General features: G+C 68.7%; 14 protein-coding genes. 6 read left to right on the top strand and 8 right to left on the bottom strand.

Annotation, left to right across the window (positions count from 1 at the left end; genetic code table 11):
* The first annotated feature begins 42 nt into the window (after positions 1–42).
* Together HNR30_RS10205 and HNR30_RS10200 are read left to right on the top strand one after the other, a co-directional pair.
* On the top strand, positions 43–687 hold the full coding sequence (locus HNR30_RS10205) for a DUF6461 domain-containing protein (protein ID WP_181609508.1): 645 nt from the start codon (positions 43–45) through the stop codon (positions 685–687).
* A gap of 265 nt (positions 688–952) precedes the next feature.
* Complete coding sequence (locus HNR30_RS10200; protein ID WP_181609507.1) at positions 953–2,740, top strand: hypothetical protein; 1,788 nt, start codon at positions 953–955, stop codon at positions 2,738–2,740.
* A gap of 297 nt (positions 2,741–3,037) precedes the next feature.
* Here HNR30_RS10200 and HNR30_RS10195 read toward each other — a convergent pair whose 3' ends face one another.
* The 5 genes from HNR30_RS10195 to HNR30_RS10175 all read right to left on the bottom strand — a co-directional run bounded on the left by HNR30_RS10195 (position 3,038) and on the right by HNR30_RS10175 (position 7,315).
* Positions 3,038–3,520 (bottom strand): hypothetical protein, encoded by a 483-nt coding sequence (locus tag HNR30_RS10195; protein ID WP_181609506.1) that lies wholly within the window; start codon positions 3,518–3,520, stop codon positions 3,038–3,040.
* A 608-nt stretch (positions 3,521–4,128) separates the two neighbouring features.
* Positions 4,129–4,275 carry a hypothetical protein gene (locus HNR30_RS10190; RefSeq protein WP_246377995.1) on the bottom strand — a complete coding sequence of 49 codons (147 nt, stop codon included), beginning with the start codon at positions 4,273–4,275 and terminating at the stop codon, positions 4,129–4,131.
* Between the two features lie 59 nt (positions 4,276–4,334).
* Positions 4,335–5,921, bottom strand: a complete 1,587-nt coding sequence (locus tag HNR30_RS10185; protein ID WP_220133393.1) for an ABC transporter permease — start codon at positions 5,919–5,921, stop codon at positions 4,335–4,337.
* Positions 5,918–6,802: an ABC transporter ATP-binding protein gene (locus HNR30_RS10180; protein WP_181609505.1), complete on the bottom strand. Its 885-nt coding sequence runs from the start codon at positions 6,800–6,802 to the stop codon at positions 5,918–5,920. Before HNR30_RS10180 ends, HNR30_RS10185 begins: the two co-directional genes overlap by 4 nt.
* 165 nt (positions 6,803–6,967) lie before the next feature.
* Positions 6,968–7,315, bottom strand: coding sequence for an STAS domain-containing protein (locus HNR30_RS10175; RefSeq protein WP_181609504.1), 348 nt, complete (start codon positions 7,313–7,315; stop codon positions 6,968–6,970).
* 363 nt (positions 7,316–7,678) lie between these two features.
* Between HNR30_RS10175 and HNR30_RS10170 the strand changes: the two genes are divergently transcribed.
* Positions 7,679–8,950 (top strand): cation:proton antiporter, encoded by a 1,272-nt coding sequence (locus HNR30_RS10170; protein ID WP_181609503.1) that lies wholly within the window; start codon positions 7,679–7,681, stop codon positions 8,948–8,950.
* 234 nt (positions 8,951–9,184) lie between these two features.
* Here HNR30_RS10170 and HNR30_RS10165 read toward each other — a convergent pair whose 3' ends face one another.
* Entirely contained in the window at positions 9,185–10,075 is an 891-nt protein-coding gene (locus HNR30_RS10165) for a hypothetical protein (protein ID WP_181609502.1), read from the bottom strand.
* A 147-nt stretch (positions 10,076–10,222) separates the two neighbouring features.
* On the opposite strand from HNR30_RS10165, the gene HNR30_RS10160 reads away from it, so the two are divergent.
* The 3 genes from HNR30_RS10160 to HNR30_RS50040 are packed head-to-tail and all read left to right on the top strand — an operon-like array spanning position 10,223 to position 15,529.
* Positions 10,223–11,287, top strand: a complete 1,065-nt coding sequence (locus tag HNR30_RS10160; protein ID WP_181609501.1) for a tRNA nucleotidyltransferase/poly(A) polymerase family protein — start codon at positions 10,223–10,225, stop codon at positions 11,285–11,287.
* A gap of 16 nt (positions 11,288–11,303) precedes the next feature.
* On the top strand, positions 11,304–12,503 hold the full coding sequence (locus HNR30_RS10155) for a hypothetical protein (protein ID WP_181609500.1): 1,200 nt from the start codon (positions 11,304–11,306) through the stop codon (positions 12,501–12,503).
* Positions 12,500–15,529 (top strand): WD40 repeat domain-containing protein, encoded by a 3,030-nt coding sequence (locus HNR30_RS50040; RefSeq protein WP_181609499.1) that lies wholly within the window; start codon positions 12,500–12,502, stop codon positions 15,527–15,529. Before HNR30_RS10155 ends, HNR30_RS50040 begins: the two co-directional genes overlap by 4 nt.
* 78 nt (positions 15,530–15,607) lie before the next feature.
* On the opposite strand, the gene HNR30_RS10145 is transcribed toward HNR30_RS50040, so the two are convergent.
* Together HNR30_RS10145 and HNR30_RS10140 are read right to left on the bottom strand one after the other, a co-directional pair.
* Positions 15,608–16,321 carry a hypothetical protein gene (locus HNR30_RS10145; protein ID WP_181609498.1) on the bottom strand — a complete coding sequence of 238 codons (714 nt, stop codon included), beginning with the start codon at positions 16,319–16,321 and terminating at the stop codon, positions 15,608–15,610.
* A 34-nt stretch (positions 16,322–16,355) separates the two neighbouring features.
* On the bottom strand, positions 16,356–17,891 hold the full coding sequence (locus tag HNR30_RS10140; RefSeq protein WP_181609497.1) for a hypothetical protein: 1,536 nt from the start codon (positions 17,889–17,891) through the stop codon (positions 16,356–16,358).
* Positions 17,892–18,109: the final 218 nt, after the last annotated feature.

Genomic DNA, 18,109 nt, shown 5'->3' with positions numbered 1-18,109 from the left:
TCTGGTTGTCGCTGTGTCGGTAGCCACTGCGAGTATGACCGGGTGATCGCGACTCCTGACGACTTTTCCTGGTTCTCCCGCGGGCGCTTCCCCGAGCTGGCGGACGCCTACTGCCTCACCTATGTCCGCGGCCTGACGCCCGAGGAACTGGTGACCCGACTCGGCGTCCAGGTCGACGACTGCTCTCGCATGACGCTCGAAGAGCTGCTCCGGCATTCCCGCACAGGCTTTCACCAGCGGGAGAGCTTCGGTGCCGTCGCGGTCGGAGATTGGGTGCTCATGGTCGAGGCCAACGGCCTGCTCGGCATCACGGAAGAGATCATCCTGCCGCTGTCGGCGGGAACCCGTCTCGTCTCCCACTTCTACCTCGAGGTCAAGAGCATGGACCACTTCTACTGGATCGAGGACGGAGCGGTCCGGTTCGAGTTCGCGCGCGACGACGGTTACTCCCACTGGATCGAAGACGGAAGGATCCAACTCAGGTTCCCACCGCAGGAAGGCTCGCAGGAGATGCCGGACGAACTGGCCGAGACCATGGAGCGGATCGACGTCGTCTACCCGTCGTGCCTCGACCCCTACGAAGGGCCGGCGTTCCTTCTGGCCGAGCGCCTCACCGGGATCACGATGACGCCGCAACTGCTGCAGGAGTCCATTTACCTGTGCGGGGGTATTCCCAGACCGAGGTGAGCGGAATCCGGCGCTGCGGTCCCGCGAAGCGGCATGCCGTCCAGACGACGGCAAGGGCTCCGGACCCGGGACGCACGCCGGCAGCCCGGTCGGCGACCACCCCGGCCGGCCGGGACCTGCCGCGCCTCGGCCGACTCCGGATCGTCCCCTATCCAGTCCGAGTGCGCCCCCCTGGCGATCGCCACGGGCTTCCCTGCTCGTCAGGATCATGATCGGACGTGTACTGTTCGCATATGACGAAGAGAATCGAGTCCTCCTCCGACTGGTGAGCGTGGCCCGCGAGCGCGGTGCGCTCGACCGCCCGGTCTCGTTGCTCGAACACGCGCAGCGTCTCCACCAGCTCAACCCGGATGGGCCACTCCCCGACAGTGGCCGCCCGTTTCCCGGCGGCGGCCGGCGTCCCTACGTCCCGCCCTCGAAACGAGGGGGCGCCCTGGCGGCCCTGCTGCGGGAATTCATCGGCGATCCAGCCCTGACCGCCCAAGATCTCCACGACCGATGCGCCCACCTGGCGTTCGACGCCTGGGACGTGACCCGAGTCCTCCAAGAACTCACCCCCGCCCCTTCACCAAGGCTGCTCGACACCGCCCGCTGGCTCATCGAGAACGGCACAAACCAGCGCGCCGTCGTCGTCGGCCTGGGGCTGCTGAACGGCAGCGCCGTACAACGCGACATCCCCACGCTCAAGATGATCGGGCTGCTCTCCTTCGCCGATCAGCCCGCCGTCGAGGCGCTGGCGAAGATCCCCGGCGCGACGCGGGACCTCATCTGGCTCGCCGACCGTGTACGGCGCCACGCCCGGATCACCGCCATCAGGGCGCTGGCCGGGGACCCGGATCCACTCGCCCGCGCATGGGTACGGTCGGCACCAGGAGACCTGCTGTCGAGCGACCTGGCGCGGCAGATCGCCGAGGGATGCGAGCTGGCCGAGCTCCTCAACCGGCCGGTCGTCGATGACCTGCTGTGGGACCAGGCCGGAACCCTCCTGCTCGCGATGACCAGCACCCGCAACTATCGCACCGAGATCAGCCGCTACGAGCACGCCTCGGCCCTCTATCAGCGCTGGGTCGCGCTCGCCGGGCACAGACCGGCCACGGTGGCGCGGGCCGCCTTACTGACCATGGTCGCCGAGGACCTGCTCTCGGGCCCGGCGGCCCCGGTGGTCGGCGAGCTTCGACGAGGTCTCATCGACCGGCTCAAGCGTGTGCTGGCCGACCGGCCGTGGACCGAGATGCTGGACCGCGGCGCGTGCTCGGATGATCCGGTCGAGGCCAGACGGGCCGCGTGGATCATCAAAGAGCTGTCCAGGGAGGGCGCCCCGGAGGGAAGGTTCGCCATCCGGGTCGTCGTACCCGATCCGGATCCGGTCGGCCATCCTCAGGTGGAGGCCAGGATCATGATCGACGGGATGCCGGTCGTCGCGGCGGCCTTCGACAAGGGTCCGGCCGAAGGCCCCGAGCAGTTGGTCTCCAGCGGGCTGCTCAGGGCAACGGACGAGCCGAAGGAAGTGCGGCTGGCCGAGGCGTACTGCACCGAGGGGTGCTGCGGCGGGCTCCACGTCACGATCGTGCGCGAGGGACCGCAGGTCGTCTGGAAGGACTGGCGCTCCTCGACACCGGGCGCTGCCCCGCCGGAGGTGCGCTTCGACGCGTCCGAATACGACCGGGAGCTCGCCCGAGCCGAGCAGGACCATCAGTGGGAGTGGCCCGCCAGGACAGTGGCCCGGCTGGTGGCGGAACGGTTCCGCGCCGACCCCACGATCCTGGGCCGGTGGGACTGCTCGGCCGGCTGGTGTACGGCCTGGTTGCAGGAGTTCGACACCGCGCGCCTGACGTTCCACCATCCGGCGCGCACGGACTCGTTCGACGCTCCCGAGCTGCAGTTCGGGCTCGTCATCGACGTCCGGGACCGACCTCCGGAGATCTTGGCTGCCGAGCTGATCGAGTCGATGAGGAACACCGACCCGAAGTCCACCGCCGAGATGATCGGCGGAAGCAAGGACGCCGCCGAGAAGCTCGGCCTCGTCTACAGGAAACCCAGCCGCCGCTGGTGAGCTCGGCAGGGTGGGCCGGCCTTACGGCGGCGCCGAGGTAGATCGCCAACCGTCTTCCGGACCCGTGCGCCCAACTTCCCCTGTGCGTCGCCCATCCAGATGATGGTTTCGATCACTTGAGTGATCAAGATTTGGCGCAGCCGGCTTGGCCGTCCCGCCCTATGTCTGAACCGATCCGACGGTTCACGCTTTGGCACACGAGAATCGGGTCGTGTTCCGAGAAGCCGCGGCTGAGAGCTTGCCGAAACACGAAACCGGGGGTCGCCGCACTCGCTCGTACGGCGCCCCCGGAACGGTTCATGAGCCGCAGTTGCCCCATCCGCGGCTGCCATAGGCGGTCGAGTAGTCGAGACGGGTGTCGGCGATTTCGCCGGCGAAGGCGACACACTTGCCAGCGGCAGCCTTCACGATGGCGGCGTAGTACTTGTATTTCCGGGCGGTGAGCGTCGGCGGGTCTCTGTAGATTCCGACGCCTTCGATCGCGAGCGTGGCCTGCGTGTAAGTCGCCACCCCGACGAAGCTTGTCTTGATCGTGGCCACACAGTTGGTGCCGCGCGAGCCGTTCCACAGCAGGAAGACCCTGCCCCACGTGCTGGTGCCGAGCGTGACGGGACGGCTGTCCAGTCTGCCCCAGCCACCGTAACCCGCTGTCTCGGTGCAGGCGGCCTCCGGGGTGTAGGCCGCCGCCTGCGCCGGTCCCGGGTTGGCGAGGACGGCGGCGGAGACGAGGGCGGTGGACAGGATGAGGGCTTTCGCAGGCTGTAACGTGCGTGTGCGCATCGATACCCTTTCGATGGACTATTGAGTGCTGCCATGTGATCACAACTCACAGGAGCACTTCCATATCCCAGATCACTGCAATAAAGCTGCAGTCGGGCCCTCGACATGGACACCAACACCATCGTCGGCCCCGTCACCGACGCCGTGACCGTGGACCTGCTCGACCCCACCGGCCTGCCGCACGTCGAACACCCCATCGCCCGCCAAAGCCCCGGCGCTACGTCAAACCCGGGCCGAAGGCCATCGCCGCCGTCACCGAACACCTCGCGCCGCGACGCCGTACCCGCTAAACACCAGGTCACCTGCCGAATGGCGGCTGATGACAGCCGCGTACACGGCACCGGTCTTCGCACCGCGTCCTGGTGGGACTGTAATGACGTCCACGTGGCCCGTTAGCACCGGTGGAGAGGGGCGACTGGACGGGGCTCGGAGGGTCCAGAGCCCGTCCACGAAGGCGCGTGGACAGGCTCTGCTCCTGGTCTGAAACTGGGGGTGCCAGGCGCCGTGTCGTGAGCATCGGCTACCAGGTGGGTCCTTCATGCGGTTCGTTCAGCTTGCCGAAGTGAGGGTGGGGTAGTCCGTGTAGCCGGCGGCGCCGCCGACGTACATCAGGTAGGCGTCGCGGACGGGGTTGAGTGGGCACCGCGGCGAAGCCTGGTGACGAGGTCCGGGTTGGCGAGGAAGGTACGGCCGAGCGAGATCAGGTCGGCGTCGGCGGTGAGGAGGGCCTCGGCGTCCCGGGGCCTCCGCGCCATCATCCCTCCCCCGCCTCCGTCCTGAACGTGCTGCGCGATCACGACGGGGGCGAGGCCGGTCAGGCTCCCGTCAGGTCACGACGGCGGAAGGCGGCCACACCGACTCCGGCCAGGACCAGGGCGAGCACGGCGAGCCAGATGAGCGGAGCTGGATCGAGCTCCCCTCCGGGCGCCTGCGGCAGATGCGAGTAAGGCGACAGGCGCTGCATCCACTCAGGGAGCTGGAGCACCTCGCCCAGCTGTCCGAGGAGGGCGAAGCTCAGGAGCATGGCCCAGGCGAGTGCGGTGAGCCGCGGCAGCAGGCCGTACAGCAGCATGGTCAGCCCGGCCGCCACCCACACGGCGGGCAGCTGCACCCAGGCCGCCGCGGCGAGCCGGATGACCTGGCCCGGCTCGCCGGTGCGGATGCCGTGCGCTGCGCCGATCGCGAGGCCGCCCATGCCGAGGACCGCCGCGCTTCCGGCCCAGGCCATGAGGAGGTGGGCGAGGGCCCATCGGGGGCGGGTCACGGCCGCGCTGAGCACGTGTTCGGCGCGCAGGGCAGCCTCCTCGCCTTGGAGCCGCAGCACGGCCTGGACGGCGAAAGCCCCTGCGACCAGCCCCATCATGCCCAAGACGGTCACCAGGAAGGTGTCGACCAGCGTGCTCTCGCCGCCCAGCCGTTCCAGGATGGCGGCCAGCTGCGGGTTGCCTCCCAGGATCTGCCCCGCGCTGTGCGCCAGGGCCCCGAACAGGGCGCCCATGACGGCGAAGCCGGCCGCCCAGCCGAGGACGCCGCCACGGTGCAGCCGCCAGGCCAGGCCCAGTGCGCTGCTCAGGTACGGCGGGGCGTCGGCGGGACCGGTGCGGGGCGGCAGCACGCCGGAGCCCAGGTCCCGCCGCCTGATCAGCGCTGCCGCGACGAGGACCAGCGTCACCGCGGTCAGCAGCGCGAGCCCGATCACCCACCAGCGTTCGTCGGCGAAGGCCCGCACCCGCTGGGCCCAGCCCAGCGGCGACGCCCACGACAGCGCCTCCCACCCGCCCGCGTCACCCGCGGCGCGCAGCAGGAACGCCGCGCCGAGTACGGCTGCCGCGAGGCCGTTGGCGGTGCGGGCGTGCTCGGTGAGCTGCGCGGTGACCGCCGCGACCCCGGCGAAGATCCATCCCGTGCCGGCGATCGCCAGCCCGAAGGCGAGCGCGCCGGAGACCGGCAGGCCCTGCGCGGTCAGAGCCGCGGTGATCAGCGCGGCGATGAGCAGGTTGGCGCCGCCGGCGACGACGAGCGCGGCGGCGGGGAAGGCGTGCCGTCCCACCGCGCACGCGCCGACCAGCTCGGCCCTGCCGCTCTCCTCCTCGGCGCGGGTGTGCCGGGTGACCAGCAGCAGGCTCATGAGCGCGGCCAGGACAGCCGCGATCGTGGTCGCGCGCCAGGCCGTCAGCCCGCCGACCGAGGCGGGGTCGTAGACCGGCCCGGTGATCGCCTGCAGGGCCGGGGTGGAGCCGATCGTGAGGCCGAGGGCGAGCCGGTCGTCCATGCCCGGATACAGCTCGGCGATGGCGGAGGCGGTGCCTGCCACGACACCCACGATGACCAGGATCCAGCCCGGCAGCAGGGAGCGGTCACGGCGCAGCGCCAGCCGTACCAGCGCCATCGTGCCGGTCACGGCGCGACCTGGTAGTGGCGCAGGAACAGCTCTTCCAGGGTGGCCGGCCGGCAGGTGAGGGTGCGCACGCCTGCCGTGGTGAGCGGCGGCAGGACCTCGCGCAGCCGGTCCGGCTCGACTTCGAAGGTGATCCTGGAGCCGTCGACGGCCAGGTTGTGCACGCCGGGCAGCGTGCTGGGAACACGGTCCAGCTCGGCGACGACGGTGATCCGCGTCAGGTGACGGAGCTCGGCCAGGGTTCCGCTCTCCACGATGCGACCGGCGCGGATGATGCTCACCCGGTCGCAGAGCGCCTCGACCTCGGACATGATGTGGCTGGACAGCAGCACCGTGCGCCCGTTGCCGCGTTCCTCGGTGATGCACTCGCGGAAGGCGGCTTCCATGAGCGGGTCGAGCCCCGCGGTCGGTTCGTCCAGGAGCAGCAGTTCGACATCGGAGGCGAGGGCGGCGACCAGGGCGACCTTCTGGCGGTTGCCCTTGGAGTAGGCGCGGCCCTTCTTCGTGGGGTCGAGATCGAAGCGCTCCAGCAAAGCCTTCTTGCGTCCGCGGTCGAGGCCGCCGCGCAGCCGGCCGAGCAGGTCGATGGCCTCCCCGCCGGACATGTTCGGCCACAGGACCACGTCGCCCGGCACGTAGGCCAGCCGCCTGTGCAGCTCGACCGCGTCGTTCCAGGGATGGCCGCCGAGCAGTTCGGCATGGCCGGAGTCGGCGCGCAGCAGGCCGAGCAGGATGCGCAACGTGGTGGTCTTGCCGGCGCCGTTGGGGCCGAGGAAGCCGTGGACCTCGCCCGTCCGCACGGCCAGGTCGAGGCCGTCGAGGGCGCGGACGGCGCCGAAGGACTTGGTGAGGCCACTGATGAGGATGGCAGGGTTGCCCTGCATGGGCGCCTCCCTGAGGTCGGTCGGGTATGACGTTGCCGACCAGGCTTCCCGGCGCTCCATTGACGACGTTAACAGCGCCGCGGCCCGCGCACCAGATGACGCGGCTGCCATCTCCAGGTGGGATTGCCGGCGGCCAGGCCCTTGAGCCACAGGGCGGCGGGCATCTCATCCCAGGTGAGCGACAGCCTCCTGCACGGTCGGGAAGATCTGGAAGCGCTCCGACAGGCCGGTGAGATGAAGGAGCCGCCGCAGATGCCCGTTCACCGCGCTCAACACGAGGCTCCCGCCGGCCGCCTCGGTCAACGAGGTGCCGCTGAGCAGGGCGGAAAGCCCGCTGCTGTCGCAGAAGGTGAGCTCGGCGGCGTCGATGACCACCATGGGCGACTCGAATTCGATCAGCGCCAGGGTGAGGCAGTCGCGCAGGCTCGGCGCGGTGACCATGTCCAGCTCGCCCCGTAAGCGGATGATCACGATGTAGCCGTGTCGGTCGATGGTGATGGTGAGCGTGTCCATGTGATGGCGTCCTCGGTAGCGTTGCCACCGCGCTTTCAGGCACGGTGAGGTCGGACGCCGACCAGTCTTCCCGGCACACCAGGGCCCTGAGTTTAACAGGCCGTTGCTCAGTGCAAGAGTCCGGCGACCCGGCCACATGCCCAGCCGGGGGATCTCCGCGAGCCCCTCCTCGAGGGGCACACAGCTGGACGGAGGACGGCGTTCCGCCGATGATCCGTCAGCTCCAGCGCCGCGTCTCGGATCAGGGCTTGGGCCGAATGCATGTCCACCATACTGAACACCAGCCCGGTCTCCTTTCGCCCGACTTTCAAGCGACTTGGCCGTTTTCCTGCACTTTTCTGGTCAGCGGGGCAGGAGGGACGAGTGACCAATGTCGATCTCGTCTTCGCCCTGGCCGGTGTGGGCGCCATCTCGGCCGCAGTACTGCCCGGGGTGCTGCGCCGTCTGCCCTTCTCCCTGCCCCTGGCCTGCCTGATCGGCGGGATGCTGCTGTTCTGGCTGCCGGTGCCGCTGGCCGAGCCCGACCCCATCGCCCACCGGAGCGCCCTCGAGCACGTCACCGAGATCTGCGTGGTCATCTCACTCATGGGCGCGGGCCTGGCGCTCAACCGTCGCATCGGCCTGCGCCGCTGGTCCTCGACCTGGCGGCTGCTCGGCTGGACGATGCCGCTGACCATCACCGCGGTCGCGCTGCTGGCGTTCTGGCTGCTGGGCTGGCCTCCGGCCGCGGCCCTGCTGCTCGGTGCGGTTCTCGCTCCCACCGACCCGGTCCTGGCCTCCGACGTCCAGGTCGGAGAGCCCGTGGACGCCGAGAACGCCGACGACGAAGTCCGCTTCGCCCTGACCTCCGAGGCCGGGCTGAACGACGGCCTGGCCTTCCCCGTGGTCTACGCCGCCATCGCGCTCGCCACCGTGGGAGGCCTGGCCTGGACAGGGGAATGGGCGCTGACCGATGTGCTCTACCGGGTGGCCGCAGGAGTGGTCGGCGGGCTGGTGATCGGACGCCTGCTCGGCAGGCTGTTCTTCCACGCCAGCACCGAGAACCTGCGCCTGGCCGAGCACCGTGACGGTTTCGTCGCCCTCGCCGCCACCTTCCTCGCCTACGGGCTGACCGAACTCGTGCAGGGCTACGGCTTCATCGCGGTCTTCGTGACCGCGTGCACGATCCGCAACGCCGAGCGCGACCACGGCTACAACGGCATCCTGCACGGCTTCATCGAGCAGATCGAGCGGCTGTTCACCGCCTGGCTCCTGCTCCTGCTCGGCGGCTTCATCGCGACAGGCGGACTGGCCGCGCTCACCTGGCGCGGCATCGCGGTCGCGCTCCTGCTGCTGCTCGTCATCCGGCCGCTGACCGGCTGGCTGGCCCAGCTGCGCGGCCCCGCCGGTCCCCGTGAGCGGGCCGTCATCTCGGTGTTCGGCATCCGCGGCATCGGCTCGATGTACTACCTGGCCTACGCGCTGGGGCACGCCGACTTCGGCGTCCCGGCAGAGGAGGTGTGGGCGGTGGTCGCTTTCACGGTGCTGGCCTCGGTCGTCCTGCACGGCATCACCGCCACTCCGGTCATGCGCTATCTGGACCGGCTGCGCGGCACCCCCGAGCCGACGCCCGTGGGCGAAGGCCAAGGATCGTGATTGGTCGTGCATCCCTGTGTGGACGTTGTACACCGCTGGCACGGGGCCGCGCCCCGGGACGACCTGCGCGGTCATAGCCGACGAAGGACTCGGCGCCGACGAAGCGCCCTATGCAACGAAAGCGGCCAAGGCGCGAGAGATTACGTCGCCTACGACCGTTACTCTCCCACCACGACGCAGACGCTGGCGATCGCGCCGACAACAGCAGCACCACGCCCGTGGCGGTTAGTGGAATCACCATGCCCAGCGGAAGCCTGTCGCCACGTTCTCCAGTGCAGGGAAGTAACGGTGCACGCGATGAAGGCTGTCCAGCGCCACAGGCTCCTCGGCGACGAGAGTGCCGGCACGGTAGTGGTCCCAGGTCGACCACCACGTGTACCGCGGCAGCCGCTCGCCGTGGAACTGCACCATGATGCTGACGCTTTCGGCGCGGGCGTGGAAGACCCTGCGGTATTCCGTGTCGGGCTCCCCTTGCGGGAGAAAGGTACGGCGATATTCCACGACGGTGTCCTCGCCCGTCAGCAAAGGTCTCGGTAGAAGGATCTTCATCATCGGCGGTTCCATGCGGACCTCGTGGATGGTCTCGACAGTGGCGGTTCTCGGCGACAGGAAGCACGGATAGCAGTCGATCCTGTCCTCGCAGGCACGGATGGTTTTCGTGGAGTGGTGAGCGACGGCCCGCCCATGGGCGTCGATGGTGCGGTGTTCGAAGAGCATCAGCGTGCGGTGGCGTTGTCGCACGGGGAGCGGCTGTGGGGCTCGAATCCCCGCTGGTGGCGGGTTTGTGAGCGCTTCCCTCAGAGCGCTTTCGTCCTCGTGGCTCATCTCGAAGGCGTCTACGAGCATGGTGATGGTGTCGGGGCTGACGATCACGCCGGCCAGGGCGCGACCGATGCGGTCCTTCAACATCCTTCCGGGATCCTCGATCGCGTCCGGCAGGAGTCCCTTCTCGACCAGGTGAGCAGCCACGACGTTGGCGACTGCGCGATTGCTGGGGAGATTCGACGCTGTACGCCGCTGCTGAAGGCGCTGCCAGCGCCGACGGTAATCCGGCCGGTTGAGCAGCAGGTCTCGCAGTAGCTGCCCGGCGTGCTCTGCCCCGGTGGGGACGGGCTCCCTTGCCACGATGGCACCTCTGGATGCGATCTATCAGCGACAGACGTCTGCTTCTATGGGCCCTTCACGGCCGTGTCGGCAGGATAGCCGCCCTGCTCGCCGGCCAGTCGTGCCATTCGGACGAAACATGAGACTTAGGGCAGGTGAGCTCAGCGCATGGCCGATTTACGCATGCTCTATGAGCGGCAGGTCGACGGTCCGCTGGTCAAGGGCGACCATGTGGGTGGGGCGCCGGTGGCGGGGTTCGCCACTACTACCGGTCCCGTTCCCGACGACAGACTGCTCTTGGCGGGCGATGAGGTCAGCCCACAGATCCCGACGCGGCCGATCCCGGCGCGCGAGCATCCGGGCATCAGGCGGTGCGGTCCGCAGGTCGCCCACCGGCTTGCCGCGAGGGATGTGACGGATGCGGACGACATCACGCCAGGGCTTCGCGCGGCGGTGAGCAGAGCCATCGGCCTGCGTCCCGGGCCGGGCCGGTTCGTGGGATCACTGGTTGAGGAGTTCACCCGCCGGGACTGCGCCATATGGCTGATCGGCGGAGCCGTTCGGGATCTTGTGGCCGACCCGGCGGCGCCGGTCAACGACCTGGACTTCGCCGGCACGATGCTGCCCGGTGAGCTTCACAGCCTGGCTCCTGACATGCTTGCCATCAACGGTCTTGGAGACCATCGCCCTCACCTCTCACCCGGTCGCGTCCTTTCCGTCATGGGCGGTATGCCCGATACCGAGCGCATCATCGAGTACAAGGCGCTGTCGCAGCACGGGTTCCACTTTCCCGCCTCGGGCGGCGATCTACTCGACGACGTCGGCACGCGTGATCTGACGATCAATGGCCTCTACTACGACTTACGCAGGCACGTCCTGATCGATCCGTCCGGCCGGGGGGTGCGGCATCTTCGCGCCAAGCCACGGACACTGGCGCCCGTCTACACGGGTGGTGACCCTCTCGAGTGCGCAAAGGTCGTGATTCGAACGGTGAAGTTCGCCGTCCGCTCACCGGACGCTGACATGTCGGAGGCGGCCGCGTGGGTAGATCGCCATCTTGTCGACCTGGCCTGTGACCTGCCCGCCGACATGCGGAGAAGTCTTCTTGGCTTCTGGGGGAAATGCATCCCCGAGGAGCAGGCACCAGCAGCGATGCGAGCGGTGCAACGGCTGGGGACCGTGGCCGGGACACTGATCCACGCGGTGCGATGGGGTGGCCGTCATGCCGGCTAGGCCGCTCAGCAATTGGGTGAGACCATCCACTGACCTGCATGCCAACGTCAACGACGGGGATGAGAGGGCGGATGCGCGGCATCTGCCGTACTTCGCGCACGGATGGCGGCACGACCGCGCGGACGGGGCACTCGTGCTTGTGCATGAGCGCACCGGCACGACGCTCGTCGAGGTGGACGAGACGGCCACGCCGATTCGGATTACGCGGGAAGGGGTGCGCGTGCTGCGGCGGCTGGAGGACATGTGGCCGCATGCGCCCTGGGACGCGGAGTCGATCTCCGTGTTGGCCGGAGAGGAGCGGCCGCTGCGATACCTGCTGCTGGCGCGGCTCGTGGCAGAGGGCGACCCGCCTCCGCACCTCTTCCATGTGCTTCCGTGGGAGCTGGTGACCCGGTTGGCAGGACAGATACGGGCGACGCTGAGAGGGCCTGCGTCTGTTCCCGACACCTTGCTACGGCACTGGTTCGCCCCCGCCGGGTCCCGCTTCACCGCGGCGCTGGATCAGCTCGCGGCCGGCCTGCGTTTCGGCGACGCCATAGCCGCGCGGGTAGGCGCCACCGCGTTGTGCGGCCGGATCTCCGAGCTGGAGGCGGCCCGGGTTCCCTCTTCCACCCGTGAGGCGATGTCCCTCCTCCTTCGAGATCTTCCTGGCCGTGATCCGTTGCTGACACCGTTCGCCTCGCGGGGCGCGCGGAAGCTGATGGAGTCATCCGACCCGGGCGAGGAGCCGACGCGGGTGCAGACCATGCTTGCTCCCGCCGCCGACACGCTCGGCGTGCGTCGCAGACCCGACCGGCTGCGTAAGCCTCCCTTCGAGGTCGAGGCCGTGGTCACGAGCAGTGGAGTTCTGGAGCTGAGTGTGGCCGCGCGGCTCGATCCTGGGCGCGCCGGTTCCGTCGCCGAGGTGTACGGCGTCGTGGTCATGCGCGTGGACGTAGGCCCCCGCACCTTCCTCATACCGCTGGAACAGCGTGCGGACGAGTTCTCCGGCATGCTCCCTGTCCGGCTTCCGTCCGACGAGTTCGACGTGGATGTGACCATGCCCGCTATCGGGGCCTCCGAGGTGGCCGACTTGCGCGAGGAGCACCTCATACCCTCCTTACCTGCGAATCTGCCGCTCCCCGCGTTGCGGCGCTGGCGCGAGCTCGCCGCCATGATGTCCCACGATCATGCTCTGCACGCTCTGCTGGACCGTCTCTCTGGGGATGTCCTGTGAACCACGAAGACATCAAAAAGCTCATCGAGGGGTCTGTTCCCGTCGATTGCCACGCTGTCGATCTCGTGGGATCCGGCGCGCCGTTCACGACATTCGTCAAGACGTGCGTCGGTTCCGGGGATGTGGAGCTTCTCACCCGGATCGAGAAGGGCGGAACCCTCCTCGAAGATCTCCTCGGGCAGCTGCCGCACGTCTTCTATCCGCGTTTCTTGGAGGGCGAGACGCCGGTGCCATCCGCGATCATCGCGGCCCGCCGGTTCGCCGGCCTGGCCTTGTCCATATCTGACCCAAGCGCGCGCGAGCAGCGCATGGAGGCGTGGCAGGACTGGCAGCAGCGCGCGTACGCCACCCCCATTCCCGGGCGGGCGGGCACCGACGCCGCGTTGGCCTGGCTGTCCAACGAAGATCCTGGCACCGCGGCGGAGGCCGCGATACGCGTCCTGTTCGCGATCAACAACAACGGGCAGGACAACAGCGGCCTGCAGGGCCGGCTCTCCGCGCGCCTGATCCCTGACCGCCCACCAGGCCTAGCCCCCGATCCATCGCAGATGACGTTCTTCTCCGCCGACAAAGCGTTCCGGCGCGGACTGGAAATCGCATGGCGGCACGCGGGAGGAAAGCTGCGCGGACAGGTGCTGTGGACGATCGAGTCGCAGACCAGCGAGCTGGTGGCCGGACCCATGCCACGTATCGTCGGCGGCTCCTTGAGCACGGCATTCGCCTTCGTCCTGAACGAACTGGAGCGAAGGCACCGTCGGCTGCACACGTTGACGTGGTTCAACCCACGCTCGCACGTGGCGATCATCGGAGACCTCAAAGAGGATGGCACCCTCGCGTCCGTCGGAGGGTATGAGCAGAAGGTCACGGCCGCTGCGGGCATCCGGCGCCTTGTCGTCCCAGAGCAGGACTTCGCTGCGGTGAAGACGCTTACACCGCCACGACTCAAGGTGCGAAAGGCACGAACCTGGCAGCACGCGGCCCGTCAGGCCCGCCGCCCCCACACATGGAAGACACTTACAGCGTCGCTCGTACTGCTGGCCTCCAGCGGCGGCGCCTATGTCCTCCACGACAACGTCGTCGCCGCTGGGGCGGCCGCACTGTTGCGCCAGAGCGACGACGCATGGCAGCGGGATCCTGTGCTCGCCGGGCACCTGGCCGCGCGGTCCTGGGCCCTCACGCAAACACCCGCGGCCCGATACCGAATGCTCCGGACGATCACCACTCGGCTCCGGGCGGTCTTGCCAGTCGACGACTCGAAGATCGTCATCGCGTTCAGCCCGGACAACACCCGCCTCGCGACCGCAGGGGAAAGAAGCGGCGTGCTCGAACTGTGGGATTCGCATACCGGCGACAACGCAGTCACCACGCGCTTCCCCGGCGCCAAGGTTCGTGGGCTGTCGTTCAGCGCGGACGGCGCCAGACTGGCGGTCGCCCTCTCCGACAAGAGCGCGGTGCTCCTCGACCCCACGACCCTGCGTCCGCTGACAGAGCCGCTACGGCACGACAGCCCGGTTCTGTCGGTGTCCTTCAGCCGTGACGGCCGAAGCCTCGCCACCGTGACCGAGGAGGGGACAGTTCGCCTGTGGGATGTTGAGCGGCGCCGCCTGTCCATGCCACCGCTGAGGACGAAGCCGACCGGGCAGACCACCATCGTCGCGCTCAGCCCTCGCGGCGACACCCTGGCCACCGGCGGCAACGACGGCAAGGTTCAGCTGTGGGACCTCGGCACACGCCGGCTGATCAAGACGTTGACCGAAGGCAACTCGATCGTCAACGCGGTGACCTTCGCCCCAGACGGTGCCACGCTGGCAGCCGGCGGGACCGACTATGCGATCACGGTATGGGACGTCGGCACCCGGAAAACCCTCGCCACGTTCCGTCACGACCGAAGCGTCACGGGTCTGGCCTTCAGCGCCGACGGTAAGACTCTGGCCTCGTCGAGCACCGACATGACAGCCCGGCTGTGGGATATGGAGACCTTACGGCAGCGCGGCGCGGCGTTCGACGGCCAGGGGCGATACCTCACCGCTGTGGCGCTCGCCCCTGACGGCCGAACTCTGGCTACAGCTGTCGCGGGGGGAACCGTGCGGCTGTGGGATACGGCCTCCTGGCAGCCGGAGGGAAAACTGCTGCCTACCCGGCACAACCAGCCAGCTGTGACCTACCACCCAGATGGGCGATTAGCCGTTGCCGACGGCAACGAGGTCCACGTGTGGGATCTGCCCGCTGGAACCCACACGTCGTATGTTCATCCGGAGCAGGTCAGGGCCGTGGCCGTCAGTCCCGACGGGCGCACGCTGGCCACCACCGGCCGGAAGGACAACCTCCGGCTATGGTCGGACGGCGCGGTGAAGGCGGTCTCACCTGCCACCTCCGCGATCTACAGAGACCTCGCCTACAGCCAGGACGGCAAGATCATCGCGACCGGTGGCAGCGGACAGGCGCAGATATGGGATGCCGCCAGCGCCCAACCCCTGACCAAGCCGTTCGGCAAAGGAATCCTCGGCCTGGCAGTAGGCGGCGAGACCCTGGCGCTGGCACATTCCGGCACCGTCGAACTCAGGACGACTCGCGAACCGGAAAGGCCTGGCGCGATCCTGAAGACAGGATGGTCCCGCGTCTCCGACGTCGATGTCAGCGACGACGGCGAACTGGTGGCCGCAGCCGAGGGCCAGACCGGGCGCGTCGGCATCTGGGATGCCGGCACCCACCGACGTCTGCGAGACTTCGTGGTCACCACGTCCCCGATCTATCACCTCGCGTTCAGTTCCGACGCGCGGATGCTGGCCGCCGGAACCAGCAACGGCGAGGTGCATGTCTGGAACGTCGAATACGGCGGGCTGCTGGCTCCTCCGCTCCGCGTGCCGGGCGGCGTCACCGGCCTGGCCTTCAGCCCCACGGGCGAACAGTTGGCGGTCGCCACCGATTCCGGCGTGGAGATCTGGCGCCTGAACATCCCCGATGATCCCCTTCGCGCCATCTGCGCATTGACGCGGGAAACCGACTCGACGTCCTGCCCGGCCTGAGTCTGAGGCCCACCTCCTCACCCGACGACGAGCTGCCGCCCGATGGACGCGTTGCGCGCGTCCCAGGGAGGAGGTTCTTCAGTCCCGTTTCGTTGGGGCCAGTTCGGTCGAAGGATCGTCAGTGCTCGGCTGGTGGATCCACCAGCCGGTTCCCCACCTCAGGACCTTGCCGTACAGGGTGAGGACGAGGCCGCTCTCGAAATCGGCGGCCGGAATGCGGATCGACCGGACCAGCGGATCGTCCTCCCCGAGGGACTCGTAGGTTCCCTCGCCCGCAACATAACGCTTCGGAGGGTCGTCCCAGCAGTCGAAGAACGCCCAGTCGCCCTTGGCCGACACGTAACAGAGGATGCGCTTGCCGACTATGAGCCCCGGTGTCCCGAAGGAGCCTTGGATCTCGCTGAGCCGGAGATCCCGCCCCGCCCACCGGTTCTGAACCATACCGAGCAGGTCTGCCCAAGGGCCCGCGTCAAGCCTGCGCGTCACCTGGAGAAATCCAAGCCGGTGGAACTGCTCGGCGTAGACCGAGGCCACCTCCTCAACGCATCTGCTGCCGGCCCCGAACATCGCCGCGAACGGACCCTGAACGCCGTACTTTCCATACCGAGCGCCGAGCATCCGACTGACGGCGGCGCACTCGTCCTCCCGCTCATCAACGAAGCAGAGGTTCTCCAGGAGAGTCCGACTCACCGTCTCCATCTCCCGGCCGTCACAGGCGTACATGCCCGCGCGCACCAGAATCAGGGGAACGGTCTCAAGCCAGCGTTCCCGGAGTTCGATCGCCGATCGCACGGTGGAAGCCTATCCGTGTTGAGTTCAGAGGCGATCAGGACCCAGACAACCGCCAGCGTAGTGCGCGCGCCGTACGCTCCTCCACCGCCGGCTCAGCGCGTTCCAGCAGATCGAGCAGCCCAATCCGCTGCTCATCAGAGCACCTTTGGTAAGTGGTCGCCGAGTCTCGCACCCGCCAGACATCCAGATCGGTGCGCGCGCGCCGCCTCAGCACCTCGTCCTCGTCGGTGGCCAGGGAAAGGTCCGCCCGGATCCGGGTCCACACGTCACGGGCGACGAGCAGCCGGTGCGCGGCCTGCCGTACATGAGAGGGCCGGTCCGGCCCGAGCAGGACCCACAGCCGCTCCACCGGCACTCCCGGCCCGGCCGCGCGCACCGCGTCGACGACGTGGCGGACCACCACCGGCGCCGGATCCTCCAGCAGCCCGCTGAGGTCCGTCTGCGCCCCCAACCTTCGCAGCGTGCGCACCGCCTCCGCCCGGACCCGCGGCCTCGGGTCACGCAGATACGGCAGCACCAGATCGGCATCCGCGGTCGAGCCACAGTCGCCGAGCCCGGCCAGCAGCCCTCGTGCGCCCAGGCCCGGAGGTGACGCCAACTGCCGCCGGTAGCGCTCAGCCGGGTCATCGCCCGCTTGGCGAACCGCCCACTGCGCGATCAGCCGCGTCATGGACGCCGAATCGGCCAGAAAGCGAGGTCCTGCCTCGGCGCGGCCCAGCCGTACCAAAGTCGTCATCGCCTGCACGCGCACCCGCGCCGAACCTGCCCCCAGGAGTTCCTCGACCAGTTCCGGCCGGTTGTCGACGATCGCCCGCTCGGCCAGCGCCTCGGCGCACCGGGCCCGGGAGACGGTGTCGGACTCGCCCAGCGCCGCGTCGGCGAGCTGCCGCTCATCCATCCGTCCACCGGCAAGAGACACCTCGAAGGCGAACCGCCGCCCGCGCAGGTCTTCGCATCGCCGTACGGCGCTCAGCGTCTCGTCGTCGGCCCGCAGCAGCGCCTGCCGGATCAGCTTCACAGCTTCATCGGCGCGCCGCCGGTCCGCGAGCCGCACCGTCACCGGCACCACCGCCTCCAGCACAGCCGCGTCGGGTCGAGCCAGGACCTCCGACAGCACCTTCAGTGCCTTGCGCTGTACGGCTGGCGCCCAGTCAACGGCCCGGACAGCCAGGACGGACGCCAGGCGCGCATCCGAGATCATGAGCGGATGCCCGACCGCCTTCTCCCGCACGCGACCGTCGGTCGAACAAGCCGCGAGCGCGACCGCGAGCGGGTTGGACATCTCGTGTACGGCGGGCGCACGCGTGATACGCGGATCGCCATATTCGAACAGCCACGGTCGCATCGCCGCGTCCAGCTCGATCCACAGGCGTGGCCCCGCCGCCGACAGGACATCGAGAGCCTCCCCTGCCGGCGCAGCATCGGAGACCACGCTGAACAAGGCGCGAGCCAGGTCGTCGCTGGCGTAGCGGTGCCCTCGGGCACTCGGCAGGACCAGCCGTGCGATCGAGTCAACAAGCAGATCATCGGGCGCGTTGACCTGCTTGAACCCTTGCTTGATGCCCCTCACACGCCCATCGTTCCATGCCCCAATCGGCCTCTTCGACCCGATATGACCCGTCCAACCCGTCTACGAGCCTGGGACTCAGCCCCGGTACACGGTAGGCCACCCCTGTCACTCTCTGTCGTCACACGCCGGGCGGCTCCGGACCCCGAGCCTTCCCCACCCGTGACAGTCACGGACCAGCCACGGACCAGAACTTCAAAGACGCCTTCCGGAAAACGGAC

It is taken from the genome of Nonomuraea soli (assembly GCF_013761175.1).
GTDB classification, from domain to species: Bacteria; Actinomycetota; Actinomycetes; order Streptosporangiales; family Streptosporangiaceae; genus Nonomuraea; species Nonomuraea soli.
The sequence above is the reverse complement of the archived record's forward strand: the minus strand, read 5'-3'. Positions and strand labels throughout refer to the sequence as shown.